Annotated in this window: 16 protein-coding genes and 2 pseudogenes; 9 read left to right on the top strand and 9 right to left on the bottom strand. The window is 65.7% G+C overall.

Features of this window, described 5'->3' with window-relative positions; genetic code table 11:
• The 6 genes from JSE7799_RS10030 to JSE7799_RS10055 form a co-directional block, all read right to left on the bottom strand.
• On the bottom strand, nt 1-671 hold a 671-nt coding region (locus tag JSE7799_RS10030), incomplete at its 3' end, for an iron chelate uptake ABC transporter family permease subunit (protein WP_144431645.1).
• Nucleotides 668-1,561, bottom strand: coding sequence for an ABC transporter substrate-binding protein (locus tag JSE7799_RS10035; protein ID WP_055663492.1), 894 nt, complete (start codon nt 1,559-1,561; stop codon nt 668-670). The genes JSE7799_RS10030 and JSE7799_RS10035, both read right to left, overlap by 4 nt.
• Nucleotides 1,558-2,463 (bottom strand): iron-siderophore ABC transporter substrate-binding protein, encoded by a 906-nt coding sequence (locus tag JSE7799_RS10040; RefSeq protein WP_055663493.1) that lies wholly within the window; start codon nt 2,461-2,463, stop codon nt 1,558-1,560. Before JSE7799_RS10040 ends, JSE7799_RS10035 begins: the two co-directional genes overlap by 4 nt.
• A 9-nt stretch (nt 2,464-2,472) precedes the next feature.
• Nucleotides 2,473-3,237 carry an ABC transporter ATP-binding protein gene (locus JSE7799_RS10045; RefSeq protein ID WP_055663494.1) on the bottom strand — a complete coding sequence of 255 codons (765 nt, stop codon included), beginning with the start codon at nt 3,235-3,237 and terminating at the stop codon, nt 2,473-2,475.
• On the bottom strand, nt 3,237-5,333 hold the full coding sequence (locus JSE7799_RS10050) for a TonB-dependent siderophore receptor (protein WP_055663495.1): 2,097 nt from the start codon (nt 5,331-5,333) through the stop codon (nt 3,237-3,239). Before JSE7799_RS10050 ends, JSE7799_RS10045 begins: the two co-directional genes overlap by 1 nt.
• 61 nt (nt 5,334-5,394) lie before the next feature.
• A complete protein-coding gene (locus tag JSE7799_RS10055; RefSeq protein ID WP_055663496.1) occupies nt 5,395-6,432 on the bottom strand; it encodes a siderophore-interacting protein in 1,038 nt (345 codons plus the stop codon).
• 136 nt (nt 6,433-6,568) lie between these two features.
• Between JSE7799_RS10055 and JSE7799_RS10060 the strand changes: the two genes are divergently transcribed.
• From JSE7799_RS10060 to JSE7799_RS10100, 9 genes and pseudogenes are all read left to right on the top strand, one after another.
• Entirely contained in the window at nt 6,569-6,976 is a 408-nt protein-coding gene (locus JSE7799_RS10060) for a hypothetical protein (RefSeq protein WP_055663497.1), read from the top strand.
• The gene (locus JSE7799_RS10065) at nt 6,973-7,629 is read left to right on the top strand and encodes a MotA/TolQ/ExbB proton channel family protein (protein ID WP_055663498.1); all 657 of its coding nucleotides are present in this window, start codon (nt 6,973-6,975) and stop codon (nt 7,627-7,629) included. The genes JSE7799_RS10060 and JSE7799_RS10065 overlap by 4 nt, the downstream gene beginning before the upstream one ends.
• Nucleotides 7,622-7,996 carry a biopolymer transporter ExbD gene (locus JSE7799_RS10070; RefSeq protein WP_055663499.1) on the top strand — a complete coding sequence of 125 codons (375 nt, stop codon included), beginning with the start codon at nt 7,622-7,624 and terminating at the stop codon, nt 7,994-7,996. The genes JSE7799_RS10065 and JSE7799_RS10070 overlap by 8 nt, the downstream gene beginning before the upstream one ends.
• Nucleotides 7,996-8,379 (top strand): ExbD/TolR family protein, encoded by a 384-nt coding sequence (locus tag JSE7799_RS10075; RefSeq protein ID WP_055663500.1) that lies wholly within the window; start codon nt 7,996-7,998, stop codon nt 8,377-8,379. Before JSE7799_RS10070 ends, JSE7799_RS10075 begins: the two co-directional genes overlap by 1 nt.
• A gap of 38 nt (nt 8,380-8,417) precedes the next feature.
• Nucleotides 8,418-9,329 (top strand): energy transducer TonB family protein, encoded by a 912-nt coding sequence (locus tag JSE7799_RS10080; RefSeq protein ID WP_144431646.1) that lies wholly within the window; start codon nt 8,418-8,420, stop codon nt 9,327-9,329.
• Nucleotides 9,330-9,603: 274 nt separating this feature from the next.
• Nucleotides 9,604-10,694: pseudogene (locus tag JSE7799_RS10085) on the top strand (IS256 family transposase); the annotation flags it as partial.
• A gap of 52 nt (nt 10,695-10,746) precedes the next feature.
• Nucleotides 10,747-11,010, top strand: a pseudogene (locus JSE7799_RS10090) (IS6 family transposase); the annotation flags it as partial.
• 54 nt (nt 11,011-11,064) lie between these two features.
• On the top strand, nt 11,065-11,769 hold the full coding sequence (locus tag JSE7799_RS10095; RefSeq protein ID WP_055663504.1) for an IS6 family transposase: 705 nt from the start codon (nt 11,065-11,067) through the stop codon (nt 11,767-11,769).
• Nucleotides 11,770-12,214: 445 nt separating this feature from the next.
• Nucleotides 12,215-13,051: a protein NO VEIN domain-containing protein gene (locus JSE7799_RS10100; protein ID WP_055663505.1), complete on the top strand. Its 837-nt coding sequence runs from the start codon at nt 12,215-12,217 to the stop codon at nt 13,049-13,051.
• 3 nt (nt 13,052-13,054) lie between these two features.
• Here the strand turns inward: JSE7799_RS10100 and JSE7799_RS10105 are convergent, their stop codons facing one another.
• The 3 genes from JSE7799_RS10105 to JSE7799_RS10115 are packed head-to-tail and all read right to left on the bottom strand — an operon-like array spanning nt 13,055 to nt 15,215.
• Entirely contained in the window at nt 13,055-13,435 is a 381-nt protein-coding gene (locus tag JSE7799_RS10105) for a ParB/RepB/Spo0J family partition protein (RefSeq protein WP_370736652.1), read from the bottom strand.
• Nucleotides 13,435-14,760: a recombinase family protein gene (locus tag JSE7799_RS10110; protein ID WP_055663507.1), complete on the bottom strand. Its 1,326-nt coding sequence runs from the start codon at nt 14,758-14,760 to the stop codon at nt 13,435-13,437. Before JSE7799_RS10110 ends, JSE7799_RS10105 begins: the two co-directional genes overlap by 1 nt.
• Nucleotides 14,760-15,215, bottom strand: coding sequence for a DUF2924 domain-containing protein (locus tag JSE7799_RS10115; protein ID WP_055663508.1), 456 nt, complete (start codon nt 15,213-15,215; stop codon nt 14,760-14,762). Before JSE7799_RS10115 ends, JSE7799_RS10110 begins: the two co-directional genes overlap by 1 nt.
• Nucleotides 15,216-15,314: the final 99 nt, after the last annotated feature.

The raw sequence follows: 15,314 nt of genomic DNA on the forward strand, positions 1-15,314 counted from the left end.
AGTGCCAGCCCCCGCCCCTCGGCAGCCTCGGTGCCAAGACGGAGAAGCGACAGGAGACGCCCGAGACAGGCCGTCAGGACGAGCCCCGCCGCCAGACGCGGCAAAAGCCAAAGGGCGCTGCCCCAGCCATTCTGCCCCAGATCGCCCGCGCCCCAGACGAAGAGATGCGCAAAATAGGGACTTTCGAGGAGAACGATAGCGCCGGCCACCGCACCGAGAACCAGATTGACCGCCATTCCGCCCAGCACCGCCTGCAATCCCGACAGGCCGCGTGGCCCGCAGATCGCCACAACCAGCGCAAAGGCCCCCGTCGCGCCGGCCATGGCGATCCACCCGCCTTGCGCGGCGGCAACGGTGGGGGCGAGCAGCGTCATCGTGACCGTGGCGAGCCATGCGCCCGATGCCGCACCCAGCGTCAGCGGCGAGGCGAGACGGTTCTGCGTCACCTGCTGCATGAGGCTCCCCGCCACCCCGAGCGCAACCCCGGCCAGAAGCGCCATCGCCATGCGCGGCAGGTCGGCATGGAGAAACCGGGCTTCGGGGAAGCTCTCCGGCGGCGCGGCGAGAACGAGCGCAAGCATCCGTTCGGGCGCGAGATCGCCCCGGAGCATGAGATGCAGCGTCAGAAGCAGTGGCAGCGCAACACCGAGGCCGAAGCGGGCGATGGTCATTCCGCCAGCGTCACCAAGGCATCGTGGAAGGCTTCGGCCGTCCGCTCGAGCGAGAGAATGCCGCCATAGCTCCAGACTGTGTCCACTTCGGCGAACCGGTTGGCGCGGATGGCCGGCAGGGCGTCCCAGAGCGGGCTTTCCATCGTCGTGACCCCGGCCATGTGGGGCAGGATGGCTAGGAGCGCACCGTTCTCGACCTGCGCCAACACGTCGAGCGGCTTTTGCGTGACGCCCCAGCGGCTGGCCGGCAGGTCGAATTCGGCCGCGAAACCGAGCCGTTCGAGCGCCCGGGCCGGAAACGAGTTCTTGCCGTAAATCCAGACTGTCGCATCGTCGTTTAACCGGATTGCCGTCGCCATGGTCGGCAAGTCACGCGCGGCGAGATCCGCGGCGATCTCGTCCAGTCGCGTTTCCATCGCGGCCAATTCGGCTCTCGCGTAATCCTCCCGGTCAAAGAGCACGGCGAGCGTTTCGAAATTTTGGCGTGCGGCCGCGACGTTGTCGTGATCCGCAGCCCAGGCGTCGAAGACCAAGGTGGGCGCGATCCGATTCAGCTGCGCGACCTGTGCGGGGTCGAGATCCGAGGCGAGGATCACGTCCGGCTCCAGCGCCGCAATCCGCTCGAGGTTGGGCTCGGTGCGCAGGCCGACATCCACGACCGCCTCGGGGAGCGGCGGGTCGGCGACCCATTCCGCGTACAGGCCGAGTTCGGGCGCGCCGACGGGTGTGATGCCGAGGTCGCGCACCTGTTCAATCAGCGCCCAGTCGAGTGTCACGACCCGTTCGGGCGAGGCCTCGAATGTGGTGGAGCCGTCGCGGTCCGCTACCGTGACCTGCGCGGGAGCGGGCTCCGCGACGAGGGCGAGGAGCAGGACGAGCGTCCGGATCATTTGGTCGTCGCCACCAGCGCGTCCGCGATCCGCTCCGCCAAGATCTCAAGCGACACGACGCCGCCGAACGTCCAGGCAAGGTCCGCCACGGCGAAGCGGCCCGCGGCCACGGCCGGGATCGCCGACCAAAGCGGCGAGGCGAAGAGCGCGTCCTTCTCGGCGAACGGGTCGATGTGGACGATGGCGGCATCCGGATAATCGGCCAAGGCCTCGATCGGGGCCGTGACGAAGCCCCAGTCGGTCGGCGCGCCAGAGGCGGCGGCGGTGAGGCCCATACCACCGATGGCCGCGGCGGCCATGGAATTGGGGCCGTGGATGCGGACCGTCGTCGGCGTCAGAAGGCGCACGGGAAGGATCGGAGGGACCTCGCCCTGCCATGCGGTGCGGACACGGTCGCCGGCGGCTTGCATGGCGGCGTCGATCTTGATCAGGCGACGTTCGGCCAGTTCCAATTTCCCGAAGGCGGCGGCGAGGTCGCGATAGGTCCGGCGGGCGGTCTCGGCATTGTCGTGAGCAGCCGAGAAGTGGTCGCGGATCCAGACCGGGGCGATGTCGTCGAGGCGCGAGGCCATGTCGATCTGCTGATCCGATCCGAGGATGAGGCCGGGCTCCAGCGCACCGAGCGCCTCAAGGTTCGGCTCGGTGCGAAGGCCGACGTCCCGAACCTCCTGCGGAAGCGCCGGCGTGCCGACCCATGTGCGGTAGCCCTCGACATCCGCCACACCGGCCAGCGGCAGGCCCAAGTCGGCGGCCATTTCGGCAAGCCCCCAGGACAGGGCCGCGACGCTTTCGGGCGGGGCGTCGAGTGAGACGGTGCCGGTATCGCCCGCCAGTTCGAAGGCGTGAGACGGGAGGGCCGCGGGAACGGCAAGAATGGCGGCTAGAGCAAGCGTGCGAAGCATGGGCGTCCTTCAGGCAATGACGGCATAGGGCGGATGAGGGGCGGGACGGTCGAGAAGCGTCATGGGCACACCCGTCAGGCCGCTCAAGACGTCCTTGTGCAGGAAGCTGCCCGGCCCGCCGTCGAAGGTGACCCCGCCGCGGTCGAGCGCGACGATCCGGTCGGCATGGCGGGCTGCGAGGTTGATGTCGTGCAGAACGACGATCACCTGGCGGTCCACATCGGCGAGGCGCCGCAGGAGCGTCATCACCTCCTCCGAATGGCGCAGGTCGAGCGCCGATGTCGGCTCGTCCAGAAGCAGGATCGGCGCGGCCTGGGCCAACAGCATCGCGATCCAGGCCCGCTGGCGTTCGCCCCCCGAAGTATCGTCGGCGAGCTGGTCCGCGAGATGGTCGGTGCCGGTTTCGGCAAGGGCGCGGTCGACGGCCTCGTGATCCGCCTGACGCCAGCGGCCGACGGCGCCGCGCCAGGGAAAGCGCCCGAGCCGGACCAGCTCCCGCACCGTCAGGCCGGCAACCGGAGGCAGCCGCTGCGGAAGATAGGCGACGCGCCGGGCGAAATCGCGTTGACGGAATGTCGAAAGCGGATGGCCCTCCAGCCAGATCATGCCGGCGTCGGGCCGGCGCTGACGCGCGAGACAGGACAGGAGCGTCGACTTGCCCGATCCGTTATGGCCCAGAATCGCCGTCAGCCCCGCCTGCCCGAGCGCGACACCAGGCACATCGAGTACCCGGCGCCCGCCGTGGCTTACCGTAATGTCGGCAAGTTCGAACATCAGAACTTGGTCGACAGCGAGACCGAAACCTCGCGCCCCTTGCCGAAGTAGCAGGTGCTGGTGCCGCAGAAGCTGACATGGTCCTCATCCGCCAGGTTCGTGGCAGTGATCTGCGCCTCATGGCTGTCCCAGGCATAGGCGAGACGTGCATCGTAAAGGGTGTAAGAGGGTGTTTTCTGACTGTCGGTGCCGTCCCACTTCTCGCCGGAGTAACGTATACCGGCACCCACCGACAATCCGTTGAGGCCGCCCGAGGACGGCGCCCATTCCCCCCAGATCGAGCCGAATTCTTCCGGCACATTCGCCAAGGTGAAGCCGTCGACGTTCTCGGTATCGAGGAATGTCGCGCTGACGTCGAAGCGGAAATCCCCAAAGCCCGTGACGGCGCCCAGTTCGATACCGTGCGATTGCGCCTCGCCCGTCTGAACGCTGAAGCCCGGATTGACGGGATCGGCCTCGGTCAGGTTCGACTTGGTCAGGTTCCACAGTGCGACGGTATAGAGATGCGGCGTGCCAACGGGCTGGTACTTCAGGCCGATCTCGACCTGCTCACCGCGGGTAGGCTCGAACGGGTCGCCTTGGGCGTCCTCTCCGACAATCTCCTGCCGGAAACTCTCGGCATAGCTGACATAGGGAGCGAGCCCGTTGTCGAACCTGTAAAGCAGTGCCGCGTTGCCGATCCAGGCGCTGTCCTCGGCTGAGACGGCCGCAGAACTGAAGGGACTCGATGCCTCACCGGTTTCAATCCGGCCGTAGCGCAGCCCGAGATCCAGATGCAGCCGATCGTTCAGGACCGCGTTGTTCTGCAGATAGACGCCCCATTCCTCGACGGTGTTCGCGGGTGTGTCGACGACCGCGACATCGGTGGTGCCGATATAGACGGGGTCGAAGGGATCGACGGGGCCGTTCTGTGCGCCGTAGCCCGTATCGCTGTCGTATTCGGCATCTGCGTAATTCGTCCCGAACACGGTCTGCATGTCCCAGACGCCCGCCTGCCAACTGGCGGTGGCGTAGGCATCGAGGGTCAGCGTCTGCAGGCTGTTCTCGGCGCGGTAAACGGTGCGGTCGATAGTGCCGTCGGGATTGTAGCGCGTGGGATAGTCATCGAAGGCCCACCATGCGTGGCGGTAATCGGCCTCGCCATCGAGCCAGCGCGCGCGGGCCGAGACGGACCACACGTCCGAAAACCGGTGATCGGCCAACAGGGTGACGCTGTCGCGGGTGGTATCGAAGCGGTCGAAATCCGGCTCGCCGATGAAGAGGCTGTCGTCGAGGAAATGGCCGTTCGGCGCGGGCAGGAGCGTGCCGTAGATCGAGGCAAACTGGATCAGCGGACTGCCGTCGTTTTCCTGATGAGTATAGAGCAGCGTGATCTCCGTCGCGTCGCTGGGAGCCCAGGTGATCGACGGCGCCAGCGCGCGCGCATCGTTCCGCGAGAAGTCCACCTGCGTCTCCGCGTCGCGCAGGAGGCCCACCAGACGGTACTTGAGCGTGCCGCTTGCGTTCAGGTCCCCGCCGAGGTCGAGGCCCACTTCCTTCTTCTCGTGAGAGCCGAAGCTCAGACGTGCGAGGTTGTCGCCGGAGAAGTTGGCTGCCGTCTTGCTCTCGGTATTGACGATGCCGCCGACATCGCCGTTGCCGTAGAGGCCAGATGCGGGGCCGCGCAGAACCTCGACGCGGTCGAGCAGGAAGGGTTCGGGCTTGGCGACGTTGTAGTAGCCGTAGCGCGCCTGCAGACCGTCATGGAACGTCGTCGGATCAAAGCCGCGGATCGTGTACCAGTCGGACCGGTCGTCGAGCCCCCATTGGCCGGAATTGACGCCGGTGGTGTAGGCCAGCGCCTCCTCCACATCGTCGGCGCCCCGGGCATAGATTTCCTGTGCGGTGACGACGCTGACCGAACGGGGCGTTCGGGCGATCTCGGCGCCGGATTTGAGGAGCGTGCCGGTGGAAAGCTCGACGGCGTCACCGGCATAGCCAGGCGCGTTCTCCGCCTCGACATCCACGACGATGGTGCCGAGATCAAAGGTCTGGGCGAATGCCGGCATGGCGGCGACGAGAGCAAGGGCCGAAACCGCGAGGCGGGGATACAACATTGTGGATGTCCGTCTTCTTATTCTTATCTTTTTAGTCGGGTAAATAACACGACTAAAGGAGTCAACTATCCGCTGCCCAATATCCCGCCACGTAGCTTTCCCGCCGGTCGACGCCGTAATCCCTGCGCAACAACGTCCGTATATGCGCGGCCCGTGCCTTTTCGGCGGCGAACCAGACATGTCGGTCACCTGCGGGGCCAAGCCCCGTGCGGGCGAACTCCGCCTCGAGACACTCGCCCCGATCCCGCGCGACAAAGCGCAGGGTCACGCCATCGGGCAGGGAGAGCGGAGGCGGGGTGCGTGCCGTCTCGACGATTACGGTCCCGCATGTCCCCGCCGGCGCGGCTTCGAGAATGCGGGTGATCGCGGGCAAGGCGGTCTCGTCCCCGGCCAGAACCAGATGACCCGCCGAGGGCATCCAGCCGCCGCCCGGCCCCATCAGCCCCAGCGCGTCACCGGGCCGTGCCTCGGCCAACCAGGCACAGGTCGCGCCTTTGCCGTGACGGTAGGCGTCGACCACCATCCGTCCGCTATCCGGATCGACCTGACGGATCGTGTATACGGCGACGTGCAACGCATCCGGACCGTCGGGCCAGACGGGGCGACCGTCCTGCCCCACGACCGGCCAGACAGGCGCCCGATCGCGTGGCGGCAGCGCAAGCCGGAGGTGCAGCCCGTCGCGCGCGAAAGGAGCAAGATCGGGCGCCTCCAAAGTCAGCCGCCAAAACAACCCGTCCGTCTCCGTCACCGACAGTACGCGCCCCACCCGAAAGTTCGGCGGCATCTCTCCGGCTGCAGGCGCCCTATTCCACCGCAATGCCGCGGCGCAACCTCTCTCGGCGGCCTCGACCTGAGCCGCGACCGATTCCTGCAGCATGTAGGCATTCGCGGCCGACTCCGCTCGAATCTGGATCGTCAGCCCCTGCCGACCGCAGGCGAAACCGATGGACCCGATATCGGTGCAGATATCGATCTTCCGAGGCCGGGCATCGGTGACCTCGATCTCGAAGTCCCGACAGAACGTCACGATCCCATCGAGAAGCCGCGACGAGGCTCTGGTGGTAAGCTGCCCGTTCACGCGCGTGTCTGACCGTGCCATATGGAATCCCGATTGAATCACTCGGGAACATTCGCTACGTCAGAATTCAGGAAAGGAAAACCCGACAAAAAAACTTGACTATTATCCGGCACCTCGACAATTCGGCCCCGACGACCAAACCGGGAGGACCAGATCCATGCGCCGAGCCGCCGCCTTTCTCGCTCTCTTCACCGCGACATCGCCCGCCTTCGCCCAGGATGCGGGACCGCTCACGGTCGAGTTGAACGCCGCCGTAGAAGGCTCCGATGGCTGCACACTGAGCTTTCTGATCACCAATGGCGGTGAGGCCGATATCGGCAAGGCCGTGTTCGAGACGGTCCTGTTCGACACCGAGGGACAGGTCGAGCGGTTGACCCTGTTCGACTTCGGCGAATTGCCCGCCGGTCGCCCCCGCGTGCGCCAGTTCACCCTGTCCGATACGACCTGCTCCGGGCTCTCACGGCTTCTGGTCAACGGGGTGACGACCTGCGAGGCGCCGATCGAAGGCGCTTGCACCGAGGGACTGCGCCTGACGAGCCGAACAGACATCGAGATCATTGGATGAGCCCGGTTCTCGACCCCCTCGCGCGCGTCGCGGAACTGGGCGGCCCGGTCGTGCTTCTGCTCATCGCGGTGGCGGTTCTGACGCTGGCCGTGATCCTCTACAAGCTGTGGCAGTTTCAGGCCGCCGGCGTCGGCCGCCACCGCGCCCTGCGCGACGCCGTCGCCGCGTGGGACCGGGGCGACAGGACCGAGGCGCGCCGTGCGCTCGACGGATCGCGCTCCTACCTCGCGCCGGTCGTGGAATTGGCGCTCTCCGCGCCCGCCGACCCGGACGCCGCCACCCGCCTGACCGCAGAAGCGGAGACGCGGTTCGCGCGGCTCGAGACGGGGCTCAGGTTCCTCGACTCCGTCGCGCAGCTTGCACCGCTCGTGGGCCTGTTCGGCACGGTTCTAGGGATGATCGAGGCGTTCCAGTCCTTGCAGGAGGCGGGTGCGCAGGTCGATCCGTCGATCCTCGCGGGCGGCATCTGGGTGGCGTTGCTGACCACCGCCGTGGGGCTTGCCGTGGCCATGCCGACTGCGCTGGTCCTGTCGTGGTTCGAGGGCCGGATGGACGCCGAACGCGTCATTGCGGAACGTGCCATCGCCACCATTCGTACGCCCCTCGGCGGCGCGCCTCGGGAACGTCTCGCCGCCGAACCCGTCCATGCGTAGCGCGCGCCGGCGCAGGCGGCTGTCGCTCACGTCCCTGATCGACGTGATTTTCCTTCTCCTGCTGTTCTTCATGCTGACATCCAGCTTTTCCCGCTTCGCCGAGGTCGAGCTTTCGGCTGCGACGGAGGGGGCGGGTGCATCAGAACGGCCGCCCCTGTTCCTGCGCCTTGGCGCGGACGACATCAGCCTGAACGGCCAATCCCTGTCACTGGATGCATTGCCCGCCGCGCTGGCTTCCGAGGAGGATGAGACGCGGACCCTCCTCGTTTCGCTCGCGGGCGGGGTCACGGCACAACGGCTGACGGATCTTTTAGGCACCCTTCGCGGCGTGCCGAACGTCGCTCCGACGGTGCTCGGGAGGTTGTGATGCGCCGTCGTCGTTCTACCGACCGTGAGCCGACGATCCCGTTGATCAACGTCGTCTTCCTGATGCTGGTTTTCTTTATGGTGGCGGGCAGCATTGCGCCGCCGCTGGACCGGGCCCTGACGCTCGTGCGCACCGATGCGCTCGAGGGCCGGGCACCACCCGATGCACTTGTGATCCGCGCCGACGGCACGCTCCGCTACCGCGGTGAAACGGTGGACTCGGCCTCTGCCTTCGCGGCCGATCTGTCCGGCGAAGCACGCGCGCAGATCCGCGTTGTGCCTGACCGCGATTTGCCTGCCGAGACTCTGGTCGCCGTTGCGACGGAGCTACGGGCAGCAGGAGCCGAGAAGGTTCTGGTCGTGACCGAACGGGGCCTCGAATGATTCCATCGTCGCTTTTCGTAAAGACCGGTGCCGCCCTCGTGTCGATCGCCGTGCTCGCGGCGGGGCTGGTGATGGGCGTTCATGACGACCCGGTGAAAATCGAGGGCGGCGGCCAAGGCGCTTCGGCGCGCCTCGGGGCGAGTTTCGTGGACTTGTCGAAGGGCACGCAGGCCGCCGATCCCATCGAGGAGACGCAGCCATCCGATCCCGTCACGCCAACGCCGCCCAACACGGTGTCGCCGAACGAATCCTCCCCTGCCGAACGGGCAAGGCCCCAAGCGGTGGCGCCCGTCGCGCCACCCGCTCCGGCGAATTCCGCCGATGTTCTTCCGCCGGACGCCCCCGTTGTCGCTGTGCAACCCGAAGCGTCTTCAGCCGAACCGACGGCGCCCGTTCAGATGGCCAAGGTCAAGCCATTTGAGCCTATCGCCGCCGAAGCACCGAAGAAGACCGTCAGCGGCGAGGCCCCCGAGCCGGGAGTTGTCGCGACGTCGCCGCGCCCGCAGCGGCGGACGGCGGAGTTTGAAGCCAGGGTGCGCAGCACCACTCCGCCACCAAGCCAGCCAGAGCCGCGAGTCCAGCCGCAGGGTAACGCGGCCTTGAACGCGCAGGCGAGTTCGCAGACATCCAGCCGGGACCGATCTGCCAGTCCCGGCGCCGGCCAGCCTGCCGCCCGCTCTGCCGGAAACGCGGCAGCGTCGAATTATCCCGGTCACGTAATGCAGCAATTGTCGCGCGTGCGTCGCCCCAGGATCCGGGCGCGCGGCAGCGCGACAGTGGCCTTCTCGATCGCCGCCTCGGGCGGACTGGCTTCGGCCCAAATTGCGCGCTCCTCGGGGTCGCCCGCTCTGGACCGGGCAGCAGTACAACTCGTCCAGCGTGCCGCTCCGTTTCCCGCGCCTCCCCCGGGCGCGCAGAGGACCTTCAGCATTAACATCGCCGGTCAGTGAGGCCTGCGCCACGTCGCCGGATCAGGTCGGAGCGGACCAGATCAAGATTGGCTCGTTGCTTCCTATCAAAGGATATACCTTGGCGGCACTTGTGGACAGGAATACCGCTTGAGTCGGAGAAGGCCGGACAACATCCCATGTGTAGGCGCAGCGCTGTCGGAACCTATATTTAGATCAGTGAGAAACGCGCGAAAGTTGGTGATGCCCTGAGGGGCGGCATATCATGGCGGTGTTCAGACGCCGTCAATTCTCAGCTGAGAAAGGGATATGCCACATGTCGGACGATATCATTGCCAAGCTGCCCGATCCATCCGGGTTTTCTCCAGACCCTTTGACCGAGGTCATCCGGGGCGGGGCGCGCAAGCTGATCGAGCAGGCGATCGAGGCGGAACTGGCTGCGCTGTTGATCGCGTTCACCGATGAGAAGCTCGAGGACGGCCGGGCGAGGCTGGTTCGTCACGGCCATCTTCCGGAGCGCGAATTGCTGACGGGCGTGGGACCGGTGCCGGTGAAGGTGCCGCGTGTCCGGGATCGCAAGCCGGGCGCGGACAAGATCGTCTTCACGCCCAGCATCCTGCCGCGGTATCTGCGCAAGGCGAAATCGGTCGAGGAGCTGTTGCCCTGGCTCTACCTCAAGGGCGTGTCCACCGGTGATTTCAGCGAGGCGCTGGCCGCCCTGCTGGGGCCGAACGCCCAAGGCCTGTCGGCCAAGACCATCACACGGCTGAAGGCAGCCTGGTGGAAGGACTACGAGGCTTGGCAAAAGCGCGACCTCGGCGCGCGGCGGTTTCTCTACATCTGGGCGGACGGCGTCTACTTCAAACCGCGCATGGCCGAGGAAAAACAATGCGTTCTGGTGGTCGTGGGTGCGGATGAATACGGTCACAAGGAGCTTCTGGCCATGACCGACGGCTTCCGCGAAAGCACCGAGAGTTGGCGCGAGGTGCTCCTTGATCTCAAGCGCCGCGGCCTGAAACAGGACCCCAAGCTGGCCATCGGCGACGGTGCCTTGGGGTTCTGGACCGCCCTGCGCGAGGTCTTCGCCACGACACGAGAGCAGCGGTGCTGGGTCCACAAGACCATGAACGTGCTGAACGCGCTGCCGAAATCAGTGCAGTCGAAGGCAAAGGCACACCTGCACGACATCTGGCAGGCCGAAACCCGTGCCGCGGCGTCGGCGGCCTTCGACTTCTTCGTCGATGCTTACGGCGTGAAATGGGACAAGGCGGCCGCCAAGCTCGTCAAGGACCGGGATGCGCTACTGACTTGTCTCACGACTTTCCCGCCGAGCACTGGAAACACATCCGGACATCGAACCCAATCGAAAGTACCTTCGCCACCATTCGGCATCGCACGAAACGGTCTTGTCAGAAGAACTTCGCTTGAGGCGGAGCAGGCGGCTGGATAGCTTCCCCGCATGACCAAGCGCAGCCCCTTCAAGTACTTCAAGACCAGCTCCGAGATCATCCGACTGGCGGTGATGATGTATGTCCGCTTCCCGCTGTCGCTTCGCAACGTCGAAGATCTACTCCATGAGCGCGGCGTCGAAGTCAGCCACGAGACGGTGCGCTTCTGGTGGCGTCGCTTCGGACCGATGTTCGCCGGTGAGATCCGGAAGCGACGCATCGAGGGTATGAAATCGAGCCGCTGGCGCTGGCACCTCGACGAGATGTTCGTGAGGTCTTGTCAGAGAACTTCGCTTGAGGCGGAGCAGGCGGCTGGCTAGGCTCCCCGCATGACCAAGCGCAGCCCCTTCAAATACTTCAAGACCAGCTCCGAGATCATCCGACTGGCGGTGATGATGTATGTCCGCTTCCCGCTGTCGCTGCGGAACGTCGAAGATCTGCTCCATGAACGCGGCGTCGACGTCAGCCACGAGACGGTGCGCTTCTGGTGGCATCGCTTCGGCCCGATGTTCGCCGGTGAGATCCGCAAGCGACGCATCGAGGGCCTGAAATCGAGCCGCTGGCGCTGGCACCTCGACGAGATGTTCGTGAAGATCAACGGCGAGCAGCACTACCTCTGGCGGGCGGTCGATCATGAGGGCGAAGTGCTGGAAAGCTTCGTCACGAAGACGCGGGACAAGAAGGCCGCGCTGAAATTCCTCAGAAAAGCACTGAAGAAGCACGGGCGAGCAGATGTCCTCGTGACGGACAAGCTTCGCTCCTACGGTGCGGCTCTGAAGGACCTCGGCATGACGGACCGGCAGGAGACCGGTCGGTGGCTGAACAACCGCGCGGAGAATTCGCACCTGCCGTTCCGACGACGCGAGAGGGCCATGCAGCGCTTCCGGCGGATGCGAAGTCTTCAGAAGTTCGCCGCCGTCCACGCCTCCGTCTCGAACCACTTCAACCAAGAACGCAGCCTCTCCAGCCGAGACATCTTCAAGACCAACCGCACCGCCGCTCTCGCCGAGTGGCGCGGTCTTTGCGCAGGATAATGGCCAGGCTCCCTGCCCTTCCTGAGACTGGTTCGAATTAGTCTGCCAGCACCGCCACATTCAAGTACTGAATCCGACCAGGGGCCCCGATCGGGGCCTTTTTTCTTTTTGTTTCAAAGGGCGTTGGCAGGCCCATCCGCCCTCCGGAGACTGGGCGCTTGCCGAAGAATGGGTCTCCGAATGGCCCGTGTCTCTCTTCGAGCGCCCCTTGATGGCGGCGGGACGGCGTGAAACATCCTCGCATTTCCAGTGGGTTGCCGCGTTCATGGGTTCGCCCCGTTCGCGAGATAATCCGGTGACGGAGGCTGACACGAAAGCGCAGGGCGGCCAGAAGGGCGGCTCCGTGGCGGCCGATCCCGAAGTCAGGCGGCAGCGCTCGAAGCGAGCCAGGACCCTGCCGGAAGTCTCTGATGACAAACAGACTTCGTGCCCATAGCCTGGCGCAATGTCGAACGGGCCCTGGACGGATGAAGAGAACGACCTGATCGTCGCGGATTACTTCGCGATGCTGGCCGACGACATCTCGGCGCGCCGCTACAGCAAGGCCGAGCATCGCCGCGCGCTGCTGCCGCTGCTGAACGACCGGTCCGAAGGGTCTGTCGAGTTCAAGCACCAGAACATCAGCGCGGTGCTGAAGGGGCTCGGCGAGGACTGGATCCCCGGCTACAAGCCCGCGTTCAACTTCCAGATGACCTTGGTGGATGCCGTGGCGCGGTGGCTGGCGCTGAACCCGGCCTGGCTTGGGCGCCAACCGGGGCTGCAAACAGCCACTGCCCTACGCGAGGCGGCGCAGATCTGGATCGGGCCGCCGCCGACGCTGTCGAACCAGCCGCCCCCGCAGGAGCTGGACCAGATGCTGCACATCGCCCGAAAGTTCGACGTGGCGGGCCGGGACGAGCGCAACCGGGCCCTCGGCCGCGCGGGCGAGGAGCGCGTGCTGGCGCATGAGCGCGCGGCATTGCGGACGGCAGGACGGGACGATCTGGCCCGCAAGGTGCGCTGGGTGTCGGAGGAGGATGGCGATGGCGCGGGCTACGACATCGCGAGTTTCGCCCCGGACGGTCTGCCCCGGCTAATCGAGGTCAAGACGACGAACGGATGGGAACGCACGCCCTTCCACATCACCCGCAACGAACTGGCGGTGGCCGAGGAGCGCCGGTCGGAATGGCGCCTGTTCCGGCTGTGGAATTTCTCACGCGAGCCGAAGGCGTTCGAACTGCACCCGCCGCTGGACGCGCATGTCTCGCTGACCGCGACGACGTTTCAGGCGAGCTTTCACTGAGGCTCAGTCGAACACCCGCTTCGGCTGTTCGTGCCACGGCAAAGCCGCGACATCGGTCAGTTTCAGCAGGGTCACGGCGGGCACCTCGCGCTTGTAGACCAAGCGCTTGAGGACCCCCGGCGCGAGGTAGGCGAGCCGGAGCTGTCGGCTGACATGGCGTTCGGCCAGCCCCACGGCTTTCGCCAGATCGGTGACCGTGTTGAATTCGCCAGCTTCCATGCGTCGCCGCCAGCCCCACGCCCGACCAATGGCGCGCAGAATATGCGGATCCTGTGTCCGGTCTTCGCTCGGCAGATAGGTGGCGGGCGGCATGATCTTTGGCCGACCGTTCTGCTTGCGAACCTTGAGCGGCACGAAGATCTGGATGGACTCGTCGGGTTTCATCATTCCGCCGCCGCCTTCTTTCGTGGCGCCATCATGTCCCGCATGACGCCCGAGACGCCGTCGGTCCGGACATCGATGACCAGCCCCTCGGACGTCACGGTGACCCGGCGCACCAGCAACTGCACGATCCGGGTCTGCTCCGCCGGGAACAGCTGGCCCCAGACGTCCTCGAACGTCTGCAGCGCGGAGATCACGTCGGCCTCGGCGAAGGCGTGACCCTCGCGCGTCAAATGGGCGATGACCTGCGCCGTGATCGAGGGCGCGCGCATCACCCGCCGCAACTCGGTCACCACGGCCGCTTCCACGAGGTCGGCAGGAAGGCGGCGCGGGATGCCCTCATCGCTGGGTTCGCGATTCTTGATGACGTCCATCGAGACGTAGTACCGGTATCGCCGCGCGCCCTTCTTCGTGCTGCTCGGGGTCATGGCGGCGCCCGTGGCCGTGAAGATCAGACCCTTGAGCAGCGCAGGCGCTTGCGCGCGGGTGTTGTTGGCGCGCTTTCGCGGGTTCTGCCGCAAGATGGCATGGACCTTATTCCACAGCTGCTCGTCGATGATGGCCTGATGCTCGCCGGGATAGGCCTTGCCCTTGTGGACGGCGTCGCCGCGATAGACGCGGTTCATCAGCACTCTGTAGAGATATCCCTTGTCGACCAACGTGCCCTGCTTGTTGCGGAGCCCTTTGCGGCGCAGTTCACGGGCCAGCACGGTCGCTGATCCGACCTCGACGAACCTCTCGAAGATGCCCCGCACGGTGGCAGCCTCGTCTTCATTCACCACGAGCTTGCGGTCCTTCACATCGTACCCGAGCGGGACATATCCGCCCATCCACATGCCCTTCATGCGGGAGGCGCGAACCTTGTCGCGGATGCGCTCGGCCGTGACCTCGCGCTCGAACTGGGCGAAGCTGAGCAGGATGTTCAGCGTCAGCCGCCCCATGGACGTGGTGGTGTTGAAGGACTGCGTGACCGACACGAAGGTCACACCGTTGCGGTCGAAGACCTCGACCAGCTTCGAGAAATCCATCAGCGACCGCGACAGGCGGTCGATCTTGTAGACGACCACCACATCGATCAGGCCGTCCTCGATGTCGGCCAGAAGCTGCTTGAGGCCGGGCCGCTCCAGCGTCCCGCCCGAGATGCCGCCGTCGTCATACTGGTCGCGGACCAGCACCCAGCCCTCGGAGCGCTGGCTGGCGATGTAGGCCTCGCAGGCCTCTCGCTGTGCGTGCAGGCTGTTGAATTCCTGTTCCAGCCCTTCCTCGGACGATTTGCGCGTGTAGATGGCGCAGCGTTGGCGGCGGATGGGATTCACGCGTTGATCCATCAATCATTCCCCCGCTTTCGTTCGCGCAACCCGAAGAAGCGGTAGCCATTCCAGCGCGTCCCGGTGATCGCTCGCGCGATCGCGGACAAGGATTTGTACGGTCGCCCCTGCCACTCGAACCCGTCGCGCAAGACCGTGATCGTGTGCTCGACCCCATTCCATTCGCGGATCAGCCTCGTGCCGACCACGGGATTGCGAGGATCGGCGATCTGGCTCTTGCGTGTCAGGGTGCCGCTGACCTCGTCGGCCAGCAGGTCCAGCATGCGCCGGGTTTCGCGATCAGGACCGCCATACGTCAGCTCCTGGATGCGGTAGGCCAACCGGCCCTCAAGGAACGCTCGGCTGTTGTTCGGCGCCGTCGTGGCAAAAATCGTCTGCCACTCCGACTTCAACTGGGGGACGGACATGGACTTCAGCGCGGCCAGGCGCGCGGGGATGGGATCAGGCTTCGTCATGCGTTTCTCCGGTGAGTTGGAGTTGCATGACGGCATTGGTCGTCGGGATAGTGTAGGCAACGTTCTCCAGTATTGTCAGATACTTCACGCCTATCCTGC

Origin of the sequence: Jannaschia seosinensis (assembly GCF_001408515.1) — a bacterium.
Lineage (GTDB): Bacteria > Pseudomonadota > Alphaproteobacteria > Rhodobacterales > Rhodobacteraceae > Jannaschia > Jannaschia seosinensis.

Coding starts and splice junctions, on each gene's coding strand:
- JSE7799_RS10065 (WP_055663498.1), top strand. CDS start 6,973: ATGAGCCCGGTTCTCGACCCCCTCGCGCGCGTCGCGGAACTGGGCGGC.
- JSE7799_RS10075 (WP_055663500.1), top strand. CDS start 7,996: ATGCGCCGTCGTCGTTCTACCGACCGTGAGCCGACGATCCCGTTGATC.
- JSE7799_RS10055 (WP_055663496.1), bottom strand. CDS start 6,432: ATGGCACGGTCAGACACGCGCGTGAACGGGCAGCTTACCACCAGAGCC.
- JSE7799_RS10050 (WP_055663495.1), bottom strand. CDS start 5,333: ATGTTGTATCCCCGCCTCGCGGTTTCGGCCCTTGCTCTCGTCGCCGCC.
- JSE7799_RS10045 (WP_055663494.1), bottom strand. CDS start 3,237: ATGTTCGAACTTGCCGACATTACGGTAAGCCACGGCGGGCGCCGGGTA.
- JSE7799_RS10105 (WP_370736652.1), bottom strand. CDS start 13,435: ATGAAACCCGACGAGTCCATCCAGATCTTCGTGCCGCTCAAGGTTCGC.
- JSE7799_RS10035 (WP_055663492.1), bottom strand. CDS start 1,561: ATGATCCGGACGCTCGTCCTGCTCCTCGCCCTCGTCGCGGAGCCCGCT.
- JSE7799_RS10100 (WP_055663505.1), top strand. CDS start 12,215: ATGTCGAACGGGCCCTGGACGGATGAAGAGAACGACCTGATCGTCGCG.
- JSE7799_RS10110 (WP_055663507.1), bottom strand. CDS start 14,760: ATGGATCAACGCGTGAATCCCATCCGCCGCCAACGCTGCGCCATCTAC.
- JSE7799_RS10060 (WP_055663497.1), top strand. CDS start 6,569: ATGCGCCGAGCCGCCGCCTTTCTCGCTCTCTTCACCGCGACATCGCCC.
- JSE7799_RS10070 (WP_055663499.1), top strand. CDS start 7,622: ATGCGTAGCGCGCGCCGGCGCAGGCGGCTGTCGCTCACGTCCCTGATC.
- JSE7799_RS10115 (WP_055663508.1), bottom strand. CDS start 15,215: ATGACGAAGCCTGATCCCATCCCCGCGCGCCTGGCCGCGCTGAAGTCC.
- JSE7799_RS10095 (WP_055663504.1), top strand. CDS start 11,065: ATGACCAAGCGCAGCCCCTTCAAATACTTCAAGACCAGCTCCGAGATC.
- JSE7799_RS10040 (WP_055663493.1), bottom strand. CDS start 2,463: ATGCTTCGCACGCTTGCTCTAGCCGCCATTCTTGCCGTTCCCGCGGCC.